We start from the raw sequence: 17,256 nt of genomic DNA, 5'->3' as shown, positions 1-17,256 counted from the left end.
CGATCAGGCCTCCACAGCTTCGAATTCGCGGCTCTGCACCGCAGCGGCCGCAGGGCCACGCTTACTTTCGATTTCCCGCACGGTGTCGGCGGAGATGTAATAGCCGTCGTTGTCGCCAAAGCTGCGTGCAATCAGCGTGGCCACAATAGCCAGCAGTGCCGCGACAGCGAGCCAGGTGATGTGCCAGACGCCGGCAAAGCCAAGCACGAGACTGAACAAACCGATGAGCAACCCTGCACTGGTATTGGACGGCATGTGAATGTCCTGATATGCCTGATTGGCCGGCGCTTTCGCGAGTCCGCTTGTCGTCTCCTTCATGTGAGCGTATGCGTCGAGTTCGCGCACCGTCGGAATGATGGCGAAGTTATAGACCGGCGGCGGCGACGCGGTCGCCCATTCGAGAGTACGGCCGTTCCAGGGGTCGCCCGTTACGTCGCGGTACTCGGGTTTATTGCGGTTCGCCACGCTGACCCATACTTGCGCTACCTGGAAAACCACGCCGACCGCGATCAGAGCTACTCCGCATGCAGCGGCAATCATCCACGGATGCCACGCCGGGTTGTCGTAGTGGTTCAGACGTCGAGTCACACCCATGAAGCCCAGCACGTAGAGCGGCATGAACGAAGCATAGAAGCCCACGAACCAGCACCAGAACGCGCACTTGCCGAGCTTCTCGTTCAGCTTGAAACCGAACGCTTTCGGGAACCAGTAGTGGAACCCTGCGAGGTAGCCGAAAACCACGCCGCCAATGATCGCGTTGTGAAAGTGTGCAATCAGAAAGAGGCTGTTATGCAGCACGAAGTCCGCGCCGGGAATCGCCATCATCACACCGGTCATGCCGCCGATAGTGAAAGTGATCATGAAACCGATCGTCCACAACACAGGCGCGGAAAACTCGAGTCGCCCGCGGTAGATCGTGAACAGCCAGTTGAAGATCTTCACACCGGTTGGAATGGCAATGACCATTGTCATAATGCCGAAGAATGCATTGACGTCCGCACCCGAGCCCATCGTGAAGAAGTGATGCAGCCAGACGAGAAACGCGAGGACCATGATTGCGCACGTTGCATAGACCATCGTCCGGTAGCCGAACAACGGCTTCTTCGAAAAGGTGGCAATGACTTCCGAATAAATGCCGAATGCGGGCAACACCAGAATGTAGACCTCGGGGTGGCCCCATGCCCAGATCAGATTCAGGTACAGCATTGCGTTGCCGCCTGCTTCGTTCGTGAAGAAGTGCATGCCCATGTAGCGGTCGAGCCCGAGCAGCGCCAAGGCCACCGTGAGAATCGGGAACGTGGCCATGATCAGCACGTTCGAACAGAGCGCCGTCCACGTGAACACCGGCATTTTCATCAGCGTCATGCCGGGCGCGCGCATCCGCACAATCGTCACGAAGAAGTTGATGGCCGTAATCAGTGTGCCCACACCTGACAGTTGCAAACTCCATATGTAGTAGTCCACCCCGACGCCCGGACTGAATTTCAACTCCGACAATGGCGGATACGCGAGCCAGCCGACCTGCGCGAATTCGCCGATCACGAGCGACAGATTCATCAGGATCGCGCTAATCGCGGTCATCCAGAAACTGAGCGAATTGAGGAATGGAAACGCGACATCGCGCGCTCCGATCTGCAGCGGCACCACCAGATTGAACAGGCCGACCATCAGCGCCATTGCCATGAAAAAGATCATGATGACGCCGTGAGCCGTAAAGATCTGATCGTAATGGTGCGGCGGAAGATAGCCTGGAGAGTGATACGCCAGAGCGAGCTGAAGACGCATCATGACCGCGTCGACGAAGCCGCGCACGAGCATCAGCACCGCGACCACGATATACATGACGCCGATCTTCTTGTGATCGACGCTAGTCAGCCACTCGTGCCAGAGCCATTTCCATTTGTGGAGCCGGGTCAGTGTCGCGACCACGGCGAGCACCATGACGATCATGAGAGCGCCCGCCCCCATGATGATGGGCCGATCGAACGGGATCGCGGAGAGTGTCAGATTTCCGAGCATATGCTAACCCCTTGTGCGGCAATTGCTGTTCTGCAAATCGAGAACATTGCCGTTGTTGTACTTTGCAATGATGTTCGTGAAGACCTTCGGGTCCACCGTCGAGAAATAGCCGACCGGCTCCTTCTCGCTCGGTTGCGCCACCGAGTTGTACTCGTTCATATCGAGCCGGCGCGGCGAGGCCTTCACTTTTTCCACCCACGCATCGAACTGAGCGGGCGTGACGGCGAGCGCGCGGAACTTCATGTCGGAAAAACCTTTACCGCTGAAGTTGGCGGAGATACCGGCGTAATCGCCGGCATGGTCGGCTATCAGATGAAGTTGCGTCTGCATGCCCGCCATTGCGTAGATCTGGCTTCCGAGTTGCGGAATGAAAAACGAATTCATCACGGAATCGGATGTGACCTTGAAATCAACCGGTGTACCCACGGGGAACGCAAGCTGGTTGACCGAAGCAACGCCGAGTTCCGGGTAGATGAAAAGCCACTTCCAGTCGAGCGCCACGACCTCGACCTTGATCGGCTTGACCGCCGATTCGATGGGCCGGTATGGGTCGAGTTCGTGCGTGGTATTCCACGTCAGAATTCCGAGGAACAGAATAATCAGAGTAGGAACGGTCCACACCACCGTTTCGATCGCGGTGGAATGCGCCCACTTTGGTGCATAGGTCGCGCTACGGTTGCTTGCGCGGTAACGCCAGGCAAACACCAGGATCATGACGATCACCGGCACGACGACGATCAGCATGGCCATCGTCGCCGTACTGATCAGCGACTTTTCGGCCACACCCACGCTGCCCTTTGGATCGAGCACGTCGAGATTGCTGCACCCCGCAAGACACGCGACGAGTCCAGCCCCCACGGGTACCAACACCCGTTCAATGGTTTTCTTATTCACCATATCTGCCTGATTTCCATGGACCGATCTGGAACGCTACACAATGTTATCGCCATGAAGACCAGACCAATTACTTCATGCGCGGTCGGATTTTAAGAGCGCCCACCGGCCTGGAACATGATCTCGGACAAGCTAAATCAAACAATGTCCGCATCGGCATTCGATGCACGTGCGCATGCACATGCGCAATAGTCGCGAGTGAATGTATTTCTGATCTGCGTCAAGTATTACGCGCCCGCGGCGGCTCGATTCGCCGCGTCGTCAATCGCAAAGACACCAAGGGAAAGAGGCCATGACGGCCTGACAGGCGCCGCTTATTCAACGGCGTGATGGAGATATTGCCGAAGCCGGATCAGGTCGTTGCGCGCTCCACGATCTGGAAGCCCACGTCGGTTACTTTGTTCTGCTCGGTGCCGGCCAGCCGGTCCAGCAGGCAGCGCGCCGCGGTGAGCCCGATCCGTGTGCCGTCGACGTGCACGGAGGTGAGCTCGGGCGTCGTCTCGGTCGCGAACTCCAGATCGCCGAAGCCGCAGATCGCGAGCTGCGACGGCACGCTTAGTCCCAATTGTCTGGCCGCGCTCAACGTTCCAATGGCGAGCAGGTCCGACCCGCAAAAGACCGCGTCGATATCGGGGGACTGCTCGACGAGCCGAGGCAATGCCGCCTTGCCGAGTGCAACCGAACTAGGCGGCGCGACGAGTACTTCTGCGATGTCGCGAATGCCCCCCTGCGCGAGCCGCTCACAAAAGCCACGGCGACGCGCGAGCGCCCGTTGGTCGTTTGCCGACACGAGCCCGGGCTTGCGCACGTTCCTTTGCAGGAAGTGCTCGGCCACCGCGACGCCGATCCGGTAATGCGAGAAACCGACCAGCATGTCGATAGGCTGATCCGTCATGTCCCATGTTTCGACGATCGGAATGCCGACGTTCGCAAGCCGCTCGCGCAAGGAGTCGGTGTGCGCGACGCCGGTCAGCAGCACGCCTTCGGGCCGCCGGCTCAGCACTGCGTCGAGCAACGCCTCTTCACTCGAATCGTCGTAGCCGCTCAAGGCGAGCAGCACCTGGTAGCCCGCGCGCGACATCGTCTCGCTGAAGACCTGAATCGTTTCCGAGAACAGCGAGTGGGCGATGGTCGGCACGATCGCGGCAATCAGCCGGGAGCGCGACGACGACAAGCCGCCCGCAAGCCGGTTCGGCACATAGCCGAGCTTTTGCACGACCTGGCGCACGCGTTCGAGTGTTTCGGGCGCGACCGTCGCAGGACTGTTGAAGACGCGCGATACCGTGATCGGGGAGACACCCGCTTGCGCCGCGACGTCGGTGATTCGCAGGCCTTTCGGGCCGCCGCGCATGCGTCTGGCGGGCGCCACCGCGTCGGGCAGATCGGCGTCGGCGGCAGCGGCAGCGGGCGGTTTCTGATTCGGCATGAGTGCTGACGGAAGTTAATGGATCGCGCGCCGTATTCTAAACTGGCTGAACCACGCCGACTTTCGCTAAATGTCGGCTGCCCGAACGCGGCTCGGTCAGACGCGCCGCATGTCAAAGCGTCGTCGCACAGCCTACTCGGTCACGGGGACAGCATGCTGCGCCCCGCGTGCGCCTCTTTCGCGGCGCAAGATCAACAGCGTAATGACGGCGAACACGAGCAGACAGGTCGCGGGAATCAGCATCGGCGCCTTCACGCTGCCCGTTGTCTGCCGAACCCACGGCACGAGATTCTGCGCGATGAAGCCGCCGATATTGCCGAGCGAATTGATCGCAGCGATGCCGGCTGCAGCACGCGCGCCGAACAGGAATTTGGGCGGCAAGGTCCAGAAGCACGGAATCAGCAGATACATGCACGGCGCGCCAAAGCACAACGCGATGAATCGCAGCGTGTTGGTCGGCAGAAACACCGCGCTCAGAAAACACACGACACCCAGCAGAGCCGAAACCAGCATCGCGACGATTGCGCGATTGCCGGCACCGCGCAACCTGGAAGGCAGCCACGCGAGCACGATGGTCGCCATCAGCCATGGAATGATGTTCAGCAGCCCGTTCGTCGTATTACTCACGCCGAAGCCTTTCACCAGCGTCGGCAACCAGTAACTCACGCCGTAAACCGAGATGGACAGCATCATGTAGTAGAGCGCCATGCCGATCACGCGCGGCTCGGTCAGCACGCTGAGCAGCGAGCCGTGCGTCGCGACGCCCGATTTGATCTGCGCGCTTTCGGCGTCGAGCGTGTGCGTGAGCCACTCTTTCTCGTCGGCGGAAAGAAACTTCGCTTGTTTCGGCGACGACGGCAGCAGGTACAGCACGACGACCGTCAATAGAACCGACGGCAGCCCCGTGACGATGAACACCAGTTGCCAGCCATGCAGCCCTGCAATCCCGCCCTTGTCGAGCAGCCAGCCGCAGATCGGCGCGCCGACCATATTGCCGAGACTGCTGCCCACCGTGAAATAGCCGAGCATACGCACACGATGCCGCGCCGGAAACCACAGCGTGAGGTAATAGATCACACCAGGATACAAACCGGCTTCCGATGCGCCGAGCAGAAAGCGCAGCACGTAGAACATCGTGGCGTTCTGCGTGAAAGCGAGCAGTATCGTCACGACGCCCCACGTGAACATGATGCGCGCCATCCAGCGCGGCGCGCCGTACTTGTGCAGCATCACGTTGCTCGGCACTTCGAAAATGAGGTAGCCGATAAAGAACAGCGACGCGCCGAGCCCATAAGCAACCTCGGAAAGTCCGAGGCTTCCGAGCATTTGCAGCTTGGCAAAGCTGATATTGGAGCGGTCGATATAAGCGACCAGATAGAGCAGCCCCAGCAGCGGCATCAGGCGCAGCGCAAGGCGGTTGATCAGGCGCGATTCGGCGATTGCCAGTGTCGTGGTGCTCACAGCGTCTCCTCCGGCCGCGTTCGATGCGCGGACCTGTGTCCTGCGATAGATCAAGCGTGAATGACGTGTACTCAGGCGTCGCAGCGGCTCATTGGCGTTGTGCGCGCCATTGCGCATAAGCGGCCATGGTCTCTTCATTGGGCGGGTACGTGCCGCGCAACGGCCGGCCTTCGTCGATCCGTTGAGCGATGAACGCCTCGAGCTGTTCCTGCTCGGCCGCATCGCGCGCGACATCGGCGGCCATCTCGCGCGGCACGATAACGACGCCGTCCACATCCGCGACGACGATATCGCCCGGATAAACCGGCACGCCGCCACAGGCAATCGGCACATTCATATCGACCGCATGATGTTTCGCGAGATTCAGCGGCGCGCTCGCGCCCGCGCACCAGATCGGCAAGCCCAATGCCGCGATGGTCCCGCTATCGCGCACCGGGCCGTCCGACACCATGCCCGCGACGCCGCGCTTAGCGAGGCGCAGCGCGAGAATCGAGCCCACCGACGCCACCGAGCGCTCGCCGCGGCAGTCCTGCACGAGCACGCTGCCGACAGGCGCGGTCTCGACTGCCTTGCGTTGCGGATGGTCCGGGTCCTGAAACACGCCGACGTGATCGAGGTCTTCGCGCGCCGGGATATTGCGCAACGTGAACGCGGGCCCCACCAGATTCGGCGTGCCTGGCGCCGGCTTGGCGAGCGGCGCGACACCTTGCAAAAACACGTTGCGCAAACCGCGCTTGAAGAGTTGCGTGGTCAACGTGGCCGTGCTCACGTGTCTCAGTTGTTCGAGCGTCGCTTCGCTCACGACGATTTCGGATGCGGTCATCTCAGGGCTCCGGTTTGATTAGTGAATTTCGGGTTCGCTGCTCTTCGCACCCGGCGCATCGTGTGTGGTCGGCGCGCTTGGCGCGGCCGCTGTTTTCACCGGCTCTTCGAGAAAGTCGAAATCGCAACCCTTATTCGCCTGCAATACATGCAGTTGATGCATCACGCCGAAGCCGCGTTCGAAGGGAAGCTTCGGCGGCTGCCATGCGGCCTTGCGAGCACTCAGTTCTTCATCGCTCACTTCCAGATGCAGACGCCGCGCGGCCACGTCGAGTTGGATCATGTCGCCGTCCTTCACGAGAGCAAGCGGGCCGCCGACAAACGACTCCGGCGCCACATGCAACACACACGCGCCATAACTGGTGCCGCTCATGCGCGCGTCGGAAATACGCACCATGTCGCGCACGCCCTGCTTCAACAGCTTCTGCGGAATCGGCAGTTGGCCCCATTCGGGCATGCCGGGCGCGCCGACGGGACCCGCGTGCTGAAGCACGATCACCGAATCGGCGGTGATGTCGAGGTCCTCCATGTCGATGCGCGCCGCCATATCCGCGTAGTCCTTGAACACCACGGCGCGGCCGCGATGATTCAGCAGATGTGCCTCCATCGCCGCGGGCTTGATGACGGCGCCGTCCGGCGCAAGGTTGCCGGTCAATACCGCGAGGCCGTCGCTCGCCACCACAGGATTGCCGCGCTTGCGGATCACGTCGTCATTGAAAATTTCAGCACCCGCGATGTTCTCGCCGAGGGTCGAACCGTTGACGGTCATCTGCGAGCCGTCGATCAGATCGCCGAGTTCCAGCAGCAACGCGCGCAGGCCGCCGGCATAGAAGAAGTCTTCCATCAGATACTGACCCGACGGGCGCAGATTGCCGATCACCGGCGTGATGCGCGAAAGCTCGTCGAACCTTGCCGTCGTCAGGTCGATACCGGCGCGGCGCGCGACCGCCACGAGATGCACGATCGCGTTGGTCGAACCCGACATGGCCAGCACGGTGGTCACGGCGTTATCGAATGATTTCGCGGTGAGAATGTCCGACGGCTTCACATCGGTCCACACCATTTCGACGATGCGCTGGCCCGTTAGCGACGCGAACTGCGCATGCCGCGAATCGACCGCGGGAATCGACGAAAATCCGGGCAACGTAAGGCCGAGTGCTTCGGCAGCGCTCGTCATGGTCGACGCGGTGCCCATCGTCATGCAGTGCCCAGGCGAGCGCGCGATGCCGCTCTCAATGCCCTTCCACTCGTCTTCCGTGATCTTGCCCGCGCGCAATTCGGCCCAGTACTTCCACGTGTCCGACCCGCTGCCGAGCGTGCGGCCGTTCCAGTTGCCTCGCAGCATCGGGCCGGCGGGCAGAAAGATCGACGGCAGGTTCATGCTGATTGCGCCCATCAACAGGCCGGGCGTGGTCTTGTCGCAGCCGCCCATCAGCACGCAGCCGTCGAACGGATACGACTTCAGGATTTCCTCGGTCTCCATCGCGAGGAAGTTGCGGTACAGCATCGTGGTCGGTTTCTGGAACGGCTCGGCGAGCGTCATGACCGGCATCTCGACCGGGAAGCCGCCGGCCTGCCAGATGCCGCGCTTGACCTCCTCCACGCGTTGCTTGAAATGCGTGTGACACGAGTTGATCTCGCTCCACGTGTTGACGACGGCGATCACCGGCTTGCCCATGTAATCGGACGCGTGATAGCCCATTTGCGCAGTGCGCGACCGATGGCCGAACGACCGAAGGTCGTTGACGCCATACCAGCGATAGCTGCGCAGCTGTTCCGAGGTTTTGCGGTTCGCCACTGATGTCTCCATGGTAACGCTACCATCACGCCACACGCACTGCCGACGGGTGGAGCTTTTCGGGATGAATGCGATGGTAGCGATACCATCGTCGCCTGTCGCTCAGGGATATCACCGACACGACGCACGGCTCAGTGATTGACGGCGAAAAGCGATCGGAATAGCATTGTTCCATCGGACGAGTATCAGTTCTATCTGATAGAACCCAACGGAGACGGACATATGCCTCGCAATAGTGAAACTGTGCGCGCGCCGCAAGGCGTCACGGCCAGTGGAATCGACGTTCTGGATCGTGCGGCGTCGATTCTCTTCGCCTTTCGCCGCGACGACGAACCGCTCACGCTAACGCAGCTGTCCGAGCGCACGGGACTCTACAAGAGCACCCTCTCGCGGCTTGCGCAGGCGCTTTGCCATCACCAGCTTCTGATTCGCCGCGACGACGGCCGCTTCTGGATCGGGTCCGCGGCAATACATCTAAGCGCCGTCTACGAGGCCGGCTTCGATCTGCGCGACGTCCTGCTGCCCGCGATGAAGGAACTCAGCGCGGAAACCGGCGAGGCCGTTTCGTTTCATGTGCGCGAGCGCGATCACCGCGTGTGCCTCTACCGCATCGCATCGCGTCATTCGATTCGCGCGGAAGTGCAGCAAGGCGACACTCAGCCGCTCGAACGCGGCGCGGGCGGACGCGTGCTGCTTGCGTTCGCAGGCGAACCGGGCGAGCCGTACGAAACGGTCCGCTCCCGCTACGTCTATCTGTCGATGGGCGAACGCGATCGCGAAACGTCGGGCATCTCGGCCCCCGTGTTCCGCGTCGGTCAGGAACTGGTCGGCGCGCTCGGCATTGTCGGGCCGTCCGCGCGCATGGGCATGGAGCAAATGGAGCGCTACCGCCCGCGCCTGCTGGAATTCGCGGCGCGCGTGACGAAGGCGCTAGGCGGCGACCCCGAGCCTTTGCTCGAAGCGGCTTCACTTGACGCGGCCCCTGCAAACGCGCCACTTGAGCAACAGTCATTCGACGACGGGCATTCCGGCGCCTCGGGACGGACTCAGGCGAACGAGAAGGCCTAGGTAGTCACGCGAAAAATCCCGTCATACCGCATTTTATTTCGGAGTACATAGATGATCATCGACATTCACGGTCATTACACGACCGCGCCGAAAGCGCTCGAGGCGTGGCGTAACCGCCAGATCGCCGCGCTGGGCAACCCCACCGACGCGCCCAAGCCGTCCGAGTTGCAGATCAGCGACGACGAGTTGCGCGAGTCGATTGAGACGAACCAGTTGCGCCTGATGCGCGAACGCGGGCTCGACCTCACAGTGTTCAGCCCGCGCGCCAGTTTCATGGCGCATCACATCGGCAACTTCGACGTGTCGAGCACGTGGGCCGCGATCTGCAACGAACTGTGCTATCGCGTAAGCCAGTTGTTCCCCGAGCATTTCATTCCCGCCGCGATGCTGCCGCAGAGTCCCGGCGTGGACGTGGCCACCTGCATTCCCGAACTTGTGAAGTGCGTCGAACAGTACGGCAATGTCGCGATCAATCTGAATCCTGACCCGTCAGGCGGCCACTGGACGAGCCCGCCGCTCTCCGATCGCTACTGGTATCCGATCTACGAGAAGATGGTCGAATACGACATCCCGGCGATGGTCCACGTGAGCACGAGCTGCAACGCGTGCTTTCACACCACGGGCGCGCACTACCTGAACGCGGACACCACGGCTTTCATGCAGTGCCTCACATCGGACCTGTTCCGCGATTTCCCGACGTTGCGTTTCGTGATTCCCCACGGCGGCGGCGCGGTGCCGTACCACTGGGGACGCTTTCGCGGCCTCGCGCAGGAAATGAAGAAGCCGCTGCTCGAAGAGCATCTGCTCAAGAACATTTTCTTCGACACCTGCGTGTATCACCAGCCGGGCATCGACCTGCTCACGAACGTAATTCCCGTCGACAACATTCTGTTCGCGAGCGAGATGATCGGCGCGGTGCGCGGCATCGACCCGCAAACGGGCCACTACTTCGACGACACGAAGCGCTACGTCGAGGCAGCGGCCATGAATCCGGAACAGCGCCACCAGATCTACGAAGGCAACGCGCGGCGCGTCTATCCGCGCCTCGATGCCGCACTCAAAGCACAAGGACGTTGAACATGTACGAACTCGGAGTGGTTTATCGCAACATCGCGCGTGCGGACAGCAGCGTCGCCGACGGCCTCGGCGCTCTCGGCAGCGCCACCGTTCACGAAGCCATGGGACGCGTGGGTCTGATGAAGCCGTACATGCGCCCGATCTATGCAGGCGCGCCGGTGAGCGGCACCGCCGTCACGGTGCTGCTGCATCCCGGCGACAACTGGATGATGCACGTTGCAGCCGAGCAGATTCAACCCGGCGACATCGTAGTGGCAGCCGTCACGGCCGACTGCACCGACGGCTATTTCGGCGACCTTCTGGCAACGAGCTTCAAGGCACGCGGCGCACGGGCGCTCATCATCGATGCGGGCGTGCGCGACGTGAGCGTGCTTACCGAAATGGGCTTTCCCGTGTGGAGCAAGGCGATCTCGGCGAAGGGCACCATCAAGGCGACGCTTGGCTCGGTCAACATTCCGGTGATTTGCGCGGGCGCGCTCGTCACACCGGGCGACGTGGTCGTCGCGGATCAGGACGGCGTGGTCGTGGTGCCGTCGGCGAAAGCACAAGACACGCTCGATAAAGCCACCGCACGCGAGGCTAACGAAGGGCAGAAGCGGGAAAAGCTTGCCTCGGGCGTGCTCGGCCTCGACATGTATCAGATGCGCGAGCCGTTGAAACAGTTGGGTTTGCGCTACGTCGACTGAGTATGACGTTGGGCTTTCGCCGGCCCAACGCGGCGAGGGAGCGGTCAATTCTTGCTCCCACGTATTTTCACGGTTCACTTCGCACAGGCTGTTTTCCGCAGTCGACGATGACAGCCTGCCTGTGCTGCTGCTCATGTCATTGCTGACCGGCTTCGCGCTCGTGAAATTCGCGAGGCTCTTTCCGGAGTTCCTGTATGCCTCAGTCATTCCAACAATTCACCGGCCGCATCGCGATTATCGGCTTCGGCGAAGTCGGCCCCATCTTTGCGCGCGCATTCACGGAAGCGGGCCATACGGTTCGCGCGTTCGACGTCAAGCTGCAAGACGCGGCCACGCGCGGCGCAATCATCGAGCGCGGTGAGAAAAGCGGCGCCCAGATCGCTGACGATCTTGCGTCCGCACTGCGCGATGCGCAGCTCGTGTTCTCCGCAGTCACCGCGAGCCAGGCCGAAGCCGTCGCCAGCGCCGCCGCCGCGCATCTCAAGGCGGGCCAGGTGTTCATCGACCTCAATTCGGTGTCGCCCGCGGTCAAGCAGCGCAATAGCGTGGCGATTCAGCAAAGCGGCGCCGATTACGTGGAAGCCGCGGTCATGGCGCCCGTGCCGCCGCAAGGCATCCGGGTGCCGATGCTGCTCGGCGGACGCGTCGCCGCGCAAACGGCCGAGCTTCTCAACGGACTAGGCATGCGCTCCGAAGCAGTGGCTGAGGAAGTCGGGCTCGCGTCGGCAATCAAGCTGTGCCGCAGCATCATGATCAAGGGCATGGAAGCACTGTGCGTTCAGTCGATGCTCGCCGCGCATCAATTCGATGTAGACGGGCGCGTGCTGGCTTCGCTAGCGGCCACTTTTCCGGGTGTGGGCTGGGACAACGGCTACGAAGCGTATCTGATCGGACGAGTGGTCGAGCACGGTCAGCGGCGCTCGGAGGAAATGCGTGAAGCCGCGCTGATGCTGGACGGTCTCGGCATGTCGAGCGCGCTCGCAACCGCCGTCGCTGATGTGCAGGAGCAACTCGCCGCGCGCGCCGCGCCGCTCGTCGAGGCAATCGACAAGAAAGGCAGCCTGTCGGAATGGCGGACACTGTTGAAGCCCGCGTAAGCAGTCGCGGTTGACCTGAAGCTGCCCGCTCGTTGCCCTGCCCTCGCCGCTCTTTTCTTTTAGTGTCGCGGCGCCGGACCGGGCTTTAATCGCTGTCGACAGAGCGAGCCATTCGTCCAACCCGACGCTTAGTTGTCGGGATGGCTCGCAACAAAACTGACAAACGCGTTGTAAGGCAGATTGAGTGTCACGCCGTCTATCATCAGGCCATATGTCGCGTTGCCGCTATCGAGCACGTAGTACATCACCGACTGGACGTTCTTCGTTTTTCTCGCCTGATAGTAGGTCGCATAGCGCGAGCTGATGTAATCCGCGCGATAGGCCTGAGTCTTCTCCGGTCCGGTGTTCCACTCCGTGAGCAGAAACGGCGCACCGTACCGCGCTTTACAGTACGCGGGCAGATCGAAGCCGGGGCCGGATCCGTCGGAGCCGATATCGAAGATGTCGCCGTACACCTCGTAGTTGTGCCACGTCGTGAGGTCCCAGCGTACCGTCGGATAACCGCTTGTGCCGTCCGGCTGCGTGCCGTCCCACAACGCGTCGGCCGCGCCGACGTCGGCGACGCAGAAGTTGATTCCACACTTCGCCGAGGGCTGCGCCGATTTCACGCCGTCTATCATGCCGCGCATGACACCGCGCATGATCGGCCAGTTGCCGTTGTTGAAGTCGACGGCCTTCGTCCCCGCATTGGTCGAGTCGAGAATGATCGCGGGATCTCGGGTCAACTCGTTGCCGCACTCGTACATGACCACGCCATACGGCGCGAGCGCGGCAGCGACCGTCGCGCCGCACGAATGTCCCCGGGCGTACGCCACTGACTCGCTTGCAAAGAGCACGTTGCTCCAGTCCCGCACACCGATGTCGATCAGCACGAACAGCGTCAACCCTGCTGCCTGAAAAGCCTGCGCGAGACTGACCACCGCGCCGAGCTGCGTCGGGTCGTCGGTGGCGCCGACGCGATAGGTCGAACATCCCATGTTCGTCATGATCGACACGACTTGCGCGGGCGTGTAGCGATAATCGTAATGCCCGTTAATGCCATGGAACGTGCCGCTAGTAGCCGCCACGGAAATGCGCGGATCGGTACAAGGCAGCCATTGCTCAATGTCGTTGCACACATAGAACTGGCCGCCCGTTGCCCTGTACCACAGCTTGCCGCCGTACCACAGCAACAGCGAGACATTCGATGTCACGCCGACCGCTGCGTTGTTGCGCAGCACGACACCATTTGCGACGCTCCAGACCGCGCCCACTTTGTCGATGATGTACGACGCGCCGGGAATCGTCGTACCGTCAGCCGAGGTGCCGCCAAGGCGCGGATCGTTGCACGCGAACCAGTTGGAGCCGTTCCAGCCGTAGAACTGGCCGCCGGTTCCCTCGTGATAGATGCCGCCGCCGTACCAGAGCAGCAAAGACACGTTGTACGTATTGCCGGCGCGTACGCTATTCCGGAAGACCGATCCGCCGACGAGCGTCCAGACCGCCGCCTGGTTGTCGGTGATCGACACGGCGGGTGGGACCAACGTGCCGTCCGCCGATGCAGGCGTGCCGTGGTTCGACGCGCCACCGTTGCTGTTCGACCCCGACGACCCGCCCTTCGAGCCCGTCGACGTCGCGCTGGTCTGCGTGCTCGGGCTCCCTGTTGTCGCCGGCGCTCCGTTGCTGCCTGTGCCGCTCGAACCGGGCGTCGCGCTGCTGGTCACCCCGGCATTGGCTGTGCCCCCGGCACTTCCGCCCGAGCCACCGCCGCAGGCGCTCAACATATAACTGCTGCCGACAGCCGTCAGCAAGCCGAGAAACTCACGTCGTTTAACCATGGCAAGGCAATCCAGCGCCGGGGCGCGCCCAAAAAAATCCGCGATCAGGGGATGTGGGATGCGTGTCCGGGAGGAGCGCCGATTTCCTTCGACATCCTTATCTATGGCGTTCGCGCCAATAAGGGAACGCCACGAGAAATGGGGCTCGGTAATTTCTTCCCGTCGCCTGCTTCAGGCGATGCAACTCATGTCTGGATGTCGGCAATAAATAGCCGCTTGCGTAGGGTGCGTATGAAAAAAACGTTGAGCGTGAGAGGCATGCCAAAGCGGCAGGCATTTGCCACCTGCCGACACATCCGCCAAAAGCGGCATCGTCAGGCGCAAATTGATGTGATTATTACGGCGTGTCAGCCAAGCGCGCTGCTAAGCTGATTTCAGCCAGTTACGTCAGACGATGCGTCGTTAGCCAGCCGCAACTGTTTACCGCCGCAGACGAATATCGGACTGATACCGAGGAGGCATCCATGTCGTTTCGGTTACCGCTATCGCCGGTTGAAAATTCGACTTGCCGAGTCATTGGCCCATCGCATCGCTCGATCGCGATCGCCATCGCACTCGCACTTGTGGGAGTCTCTTCGGCTACCGTCGCCCTCGCAGGTGGCGTATTACCGCAAGGTGGTCAATTCGTCAGCGGGCAAGGCTCCATTAACGCAAGCGGCAATAACCTGGTCGTGACGCAGCCCGGCTCGACGCGCGGCGTGATCGACTGGCGCAGCTTTTCAATCGGCAAGGACAATGCCGTCACGTTCCAGAACGGCTCGGGCGCAACGCTCAATCGCGTGACGGGCGGCTCGCTCTCCGTAATCCTTGGAAAGCTCAGCGCGACAGGCGACCTCTATCTGATCAACCCGCAAGGAATCGTCGTTGGGCCGTCCGGCGTCGTGAGCACGGGTGGACGCTTTCTCGCATCGACGCTGGATGTCTGCAACTGCGCGTTCATGAACGGCGGCTCGCTGACGTTCTCCGGCGACTCGAATGCGAGCGTCGTCAATCTGGGCAAAATCAGTTCGATTGGCGGCGACGTATTTCTGATCGCCCGGCAAGCTGTCGTCAACGCAGGCACCGTCGAAGCACCGAACGGGACAGCGGAATTCGGTGTAGGCGCAAAACTGTTGCTGCAGGATTCGTCGAGCAGCAAGCAGCTTTTCGTGCAAACCGGCAGCAACGGCACGATTGCGAACGTGGGGCCTGTGCAGGCCGCGCAGATCAACCTGCAGGCCGCGGATGGCAACATCTACGCGCTCGCGGGCGGCGGCACACGCACACGCGCAACCGGCACCGCAACACGCGACGGCCACGTCTGGCTGGTCGCCGATACGGGCGGGGTCACGCAGGGCGGCACGATCTCCGCCTTCAATGCGAATGGCAGCGGCGGCATTGTCGATACACAGGCGCGTGTGCTTTCGTTCGTCCCCGGCGCACAAGTGCTAGCGTCGCAATGGAACGTAACGGCTCCCGCTTTTACGATCGACCAGCCGGCCGCCGGAGCACTTCGGCGCAGCCTCGACGCGGGGACATCGGTGAACGTAACGACGACGGGCGCGAACGGCGCATCCGGCGATCTAAGCGTCGCTTCGGGCATCAGTTGGCAAGGCCCTGCCGCCCTATCGCTCGCGGCCTACCGCGATGTGTCGATTGCTCCCGGCGTCATCCTCAAGAACTCGGGCTCCGGCAATCTGACGTTGCGCGCGGACGCGTCGGGCATCGACAACAGCGGCAGCGTCGTCAATCACGGCACGCTCGACTGGTCCGCGAGTACCGGCATCGTCAGCGTGCTATACGACATGAACGGCAGTTACAGCCCCGGCACAGTACTTACCAACAGCGCGTGGACGGCCGCGCCATACAGCGGTCTATTGACCCAGGCGACAGCCTATAGACTGATCAATTCGCTGAGCGACCTGCAGCAGATCTCGACGGATCTCGCCGGCAACTACGCGCTTGGCAAAGACATCGACGCAAGCGCGACCTCGGGCTTCCCGCCTCCGTTCCCGTTTACACCGATCGGCGACGGCGCGACGCCGTTCTCCGGTCAGTTCGACGGCATGGGGCATGCAATCAATGGACTCTCACTGTCGAGCACGGTGCTCGTCACGCCCGGCTCCATGACCGGCGGTCCCGATCAGCGCGCAGCCGGCCTGTTCGGTGTGATCGGCGCGGCGGGCGTCGTGCGTCATGTGGACGTGAATGGGAAGATCAATAATCAGCAGGGCTACGGTTCGTACGGCATGCTGGCCGGGTTCAACTACGGACTCGTCACTTACGTACGCACTAGCGGATCCGCTTCCGCGTTTGGAGGCTACAGCTACACCTCCAGCACCGGCGGGCTGGTCGGGTACAACTATGGCACGATCACGCGCTCGGGCAGCAACGTGGATGTCTCCGCCGAAGGCACGCTCGGCGGACTGGTCGGAATCAACGCGGGGACGATCCGGCAGTCGTATGCAACGGGAGCAGTGGCCGCGCAGGCGCATACGGGCGGAGGCGGAGGACTGGTCGGCAGCAACTCGGGACTCATCTCGCAGTCATACGCGACCGGACAGGTGTCGTTCCAGCCGAACTATTGCGGCGGCGGAAACGGCTCGCAGTGTTCGGACGGCAGTGCCGCGCTGGTTCAAAGAAACGACGGCACGATCGAGCAGTCGTTCGCCACCGGCAAAGTCGTACAGAACATAAATCCGACGCTCGGCCCGCCTCCGCTCGGCGTTGCAAGCACCAACAACGGCACCATTGCGGGCGACGTTTACTGGGACACTCAGACCACCCTGGCAACGCGCGATGTTTATAGCGGGACGGGCACCTCGGCAGCGAAGGGGTTGACCACGGCACAGATGAGCATGCCGTCGAGCTTCGGTCCCACCTACGACTTCAGCTCCACTGGCGCGTGGGCGATGCCTGCGGGCGCGACGCATCCGGTGTTGCGATGGCAGGGTGCCCAGTAGTTGCCCAGTAGATAGCGTCTGTCATTTGTGAACCACGATTCGCAAGCGGATTAAGCGCAATGACAAATACGCCCACTAGTGCAAACGCTATTCTGGTTTCGGATCGTCTCATCGCGCTTCCGGTTCGTTAGCTTCACGAACGATCTGGC

General features: G+C 61.8%; 12 protein-coding genes. 5 read left to right on the top strand and 7 right to left on the bottom strand.

Features of this window, described 5'->3' with window-relative positions:
* Positions 1-3: 3 nt before the first annotated feature.
* The 6 genes from cyoB to araD all read right to left on the bottom strand — a co-directional run bounded on the left by cyoB (position 4) and on the right by araD (position 8,432).
* The gene (gene cyoB / locus SB753_RS17340; RefSeq protein ID WP_410800969.1) at positions 4-2,019 is read right to left on the bottom strand and encodes a cytochrome o ubiquinol oxidase subunit I; all 2,016 of its coding nucleotides are present in this window, start codon (positions 2,017-2,019) and stop codon (positions 4-6) included.
* A 3-nt stretch (positions 2,020-2,022) separates the two neighbouring features.
* Entirely contained in the window at positions 2,023-2,916 is an 894-nt protein-coding gene (cyoA, locus tag SB753_RS17335) for a ubiquinol oxidase subunit II (protein ID WP_088175372.1), read from the bottom strand.
* A gap of 349 nt (positions 2,917-3,265) precedes the next feature.
* On the bottom strand, positions 3,266-4,339 hold the full coding sequence (locus tag SB753_RS17330; RefSeq protein WP_410800967.1) for a LacI family DNA-binding transcriptional regulator: 1,074 nt from the start codon (positions 4,337-4,339) through the stop codon (positions 3,266-3,268).
* 132 nt (positions 4,340-4,471) lie between these two features.
* Positions 4,472-5,800 (bottom strand): MFS transporter, encoded by a 1,329-nt coding sequence (locus SB753_RS17325; protein ID WP_410800965.1) that lies wholly within the window; start codon positions 5,798-5,800, stop codon positions 4,472-4,474.
* An 88-nt stretch (positions 5,801-5,888) separates the two neighbouring features.
* Positions 5,889-6,623 carry a ribonuclease activity regulator RraA gene (locus tag SB753_RS17320; RefSeq protein ID WP_020068470.1) on the bottom strand — a complete coding sequence of 245 codons (735 nt, stop codon included), beginning with the start codon at positions 6,621-6,623 and terminating at the stop codon, positions 5,889-5,891.
* A gap of 18 nt (positions 6,624-6,641) precedes the next feature.
* A complete protein-coding gene (gene araD, locus SB753_RS17315) occupies positions 6,642-8,432 on the bottom strand; it encodes an L-arabinonate dehydratase (RefSeq protein ID WP_310069554.1) in 1,791 nt (596 codons plus the stop codon).
* Positions 8,433-8,642: 210 nt separating this feature from the next.
* On the opposite strand from araD, the gene SB753_RS17310 reads away from it, so the two are divergent.
* From SB753_RS17310 to SB753_RS17295, 4 genes are all read left to right on the top strand, one after another.
* On the top strand, positions 8,643-9,488 hold the full coding sequence (locus SB753_RS17310) for an IclR family transcriptional regulator (RefSeq protein WP_410800963.1): 846 nt from the start codon (positions 8,643-8,645) through the stop codon (positions 9,486-9,488).
* A 51-nt stretch (positions 9,489-9,539) separates the two neighbouring features.
* Positions 9,540-10,565, top strand: a complete 1,026-nt coding sequence (locus SB753_RS17305; RefSeq protein WP_408485483.1) for an amidohydrolase family protein — start codon at positions 9,540-9,542, stop codon at positions 10,563-10,565.
* 2 nt (positions 10,566-10,567) lie between these two features.
* Positions 10,568-11,251 (top strand): 4-carboxy-4-hydroxy-2-oxoadipate aldolase/oxaloacetate decarboxylase, encoded by a 684-nt coding sequence (gene ligK / locus SB753_RS17300; protein ID WP_410800961.1) that lies wholly within the window; start codon positions 10,568-10,570, stop codon positions 11,249-11,251.
* Between the two features lie 194 nt (positions 11,252-11,445).
* On the top strand, positions 11,446-12,348 hold the full coding sequence (locus SB753_RS17295) for a DUF1932 domain-containing protein (RefSeq protein WP_410800959.1): 903 nt from the start codon (positions 11,446-11,448) through the stop codon (positions 12,346-12,348).
* A gap of 128 nt (positions 12,349-12,476) precedes the next feature.
* Here the strand turns inward: SB753_RS17295 and SB753_RS17290 are convergent, their stop codons facing one another.
* Positions 12,477-14,165 carry a hypothetical protein gene (locus SB753_RS17290; protein ID WP_410800957.1) on the bottom strand — a complete coding sequence of 563 codons (1,689 nt, stop codon included), beginning with the start codon at positions 14,163-14,165 and terminating at the stop codon, positions 12,477-12,479.
* 464 nt (positions 14,166-14,629) lie between these two features.
* Between SB753_RS17290 and SB753_RS17285 the strand changes: the two genes are divergently transcribed.
* Positions 14,630-17,107: a filamentous hemagglutinin N-terminal domain-containing protein gene (locus SB753_RS17285; protein ID WP_410800955.1), complete on the top strand. Its 2,478-nt coding sequence runs from the start codon at positions 14,630-14,632 to the stop codon at positions 17,105-17,107.
* The last annotated feature ends 149 nt before the right edge of the window (positions 17,108-17,256 follow it).

The organism is Paraburkholderia sp. SIMBA_053 (assembly GCF_046534895.1).
In the GTDB taxonomy this organism is placed as follows: domain Bacteria; phylum Pseudomonadota; class Gammaproteobacteria; order Burkholderiales; family Burkholderiaceae; genus Paraburkholderia; species Paraburkholderia caledonica.
This window is presented reverse-complemented; position numbering and strand designations above follow the sequence as displayed.

Coding starts and splice junctions, on each gene's coding strand:
- cyoB (WP_410800969.1), bottom strand. CDS start 2,019: ATGCTCGGAAATCTGACACTCTCCGCGATCCCGTTCGATCGGCCCATC.
- cyoA (WP_088175372.1), bottom strand. CDS start 2,916: ATGGTGAATAAGAAAACCATTGAACGGGTGTTGGTACCCGTGGGGGCT.
- SB753_RS17330 (WP_410800967.1), bottom strand. CDS start 4,339: ATGCCGAATCAGAAACCGCCCGCTGCCGCTGCCGCCGACGCCGATCTG.
- SB753_RS17320 (WP_020068470.1), bottom strand. CDS start 6,623: ATGACCGCATCCGAAATCGTCGTGAGCGAAGCGACGCTCGAACAACTG.
- araD (WP_310069554.1), bottom strand. CDS start 8,432: ATGGAGACATCAGTGGCGAACCGCAAAACCTCGGAACAGCTGCGCAGC.
- SB753_RS17310 (WP_410800963.1), top strand. CDS start 8,643: ATGCCTCGCAATAGTGAAACTGTGCGCGCGCCGCAAGGCGTCACGGCC.
- SB753_RS17305 (WP_408485483.1), top strand. CDS start 9,540: ATGATCATCGACATTCACGGTCATTACACGACCGCGCCGAAAGCGCTC.
- ligK (WP_410800961.1), top strand. CDS start 10,568: ATGTACGAACTCGGAGTGGTTTATCGCAACATCGCGCGTGCGGACAGC.
- SB753_RS17295 (WP_410800959.1), top strand. CDS start 11,446: ATGCCTCAGTCATTCCAACAATTCACCGGCCGCATCGCGATTATCGGC.
- SB753_RS17290 (WP_410800957.1), bottom strand. CDS start 14,165: ATGGTTAAACGACGTGAGTTTCTCGGCTTGCTGACGGCTGTCGGCAGC.
- SB753_RS17285 (WP_410800955.1), top strand. CDS start 14,630: ATGTCGTTTCGGTTACCGCTATCGCCGGTTGAAAATTCGACTTGCCGA.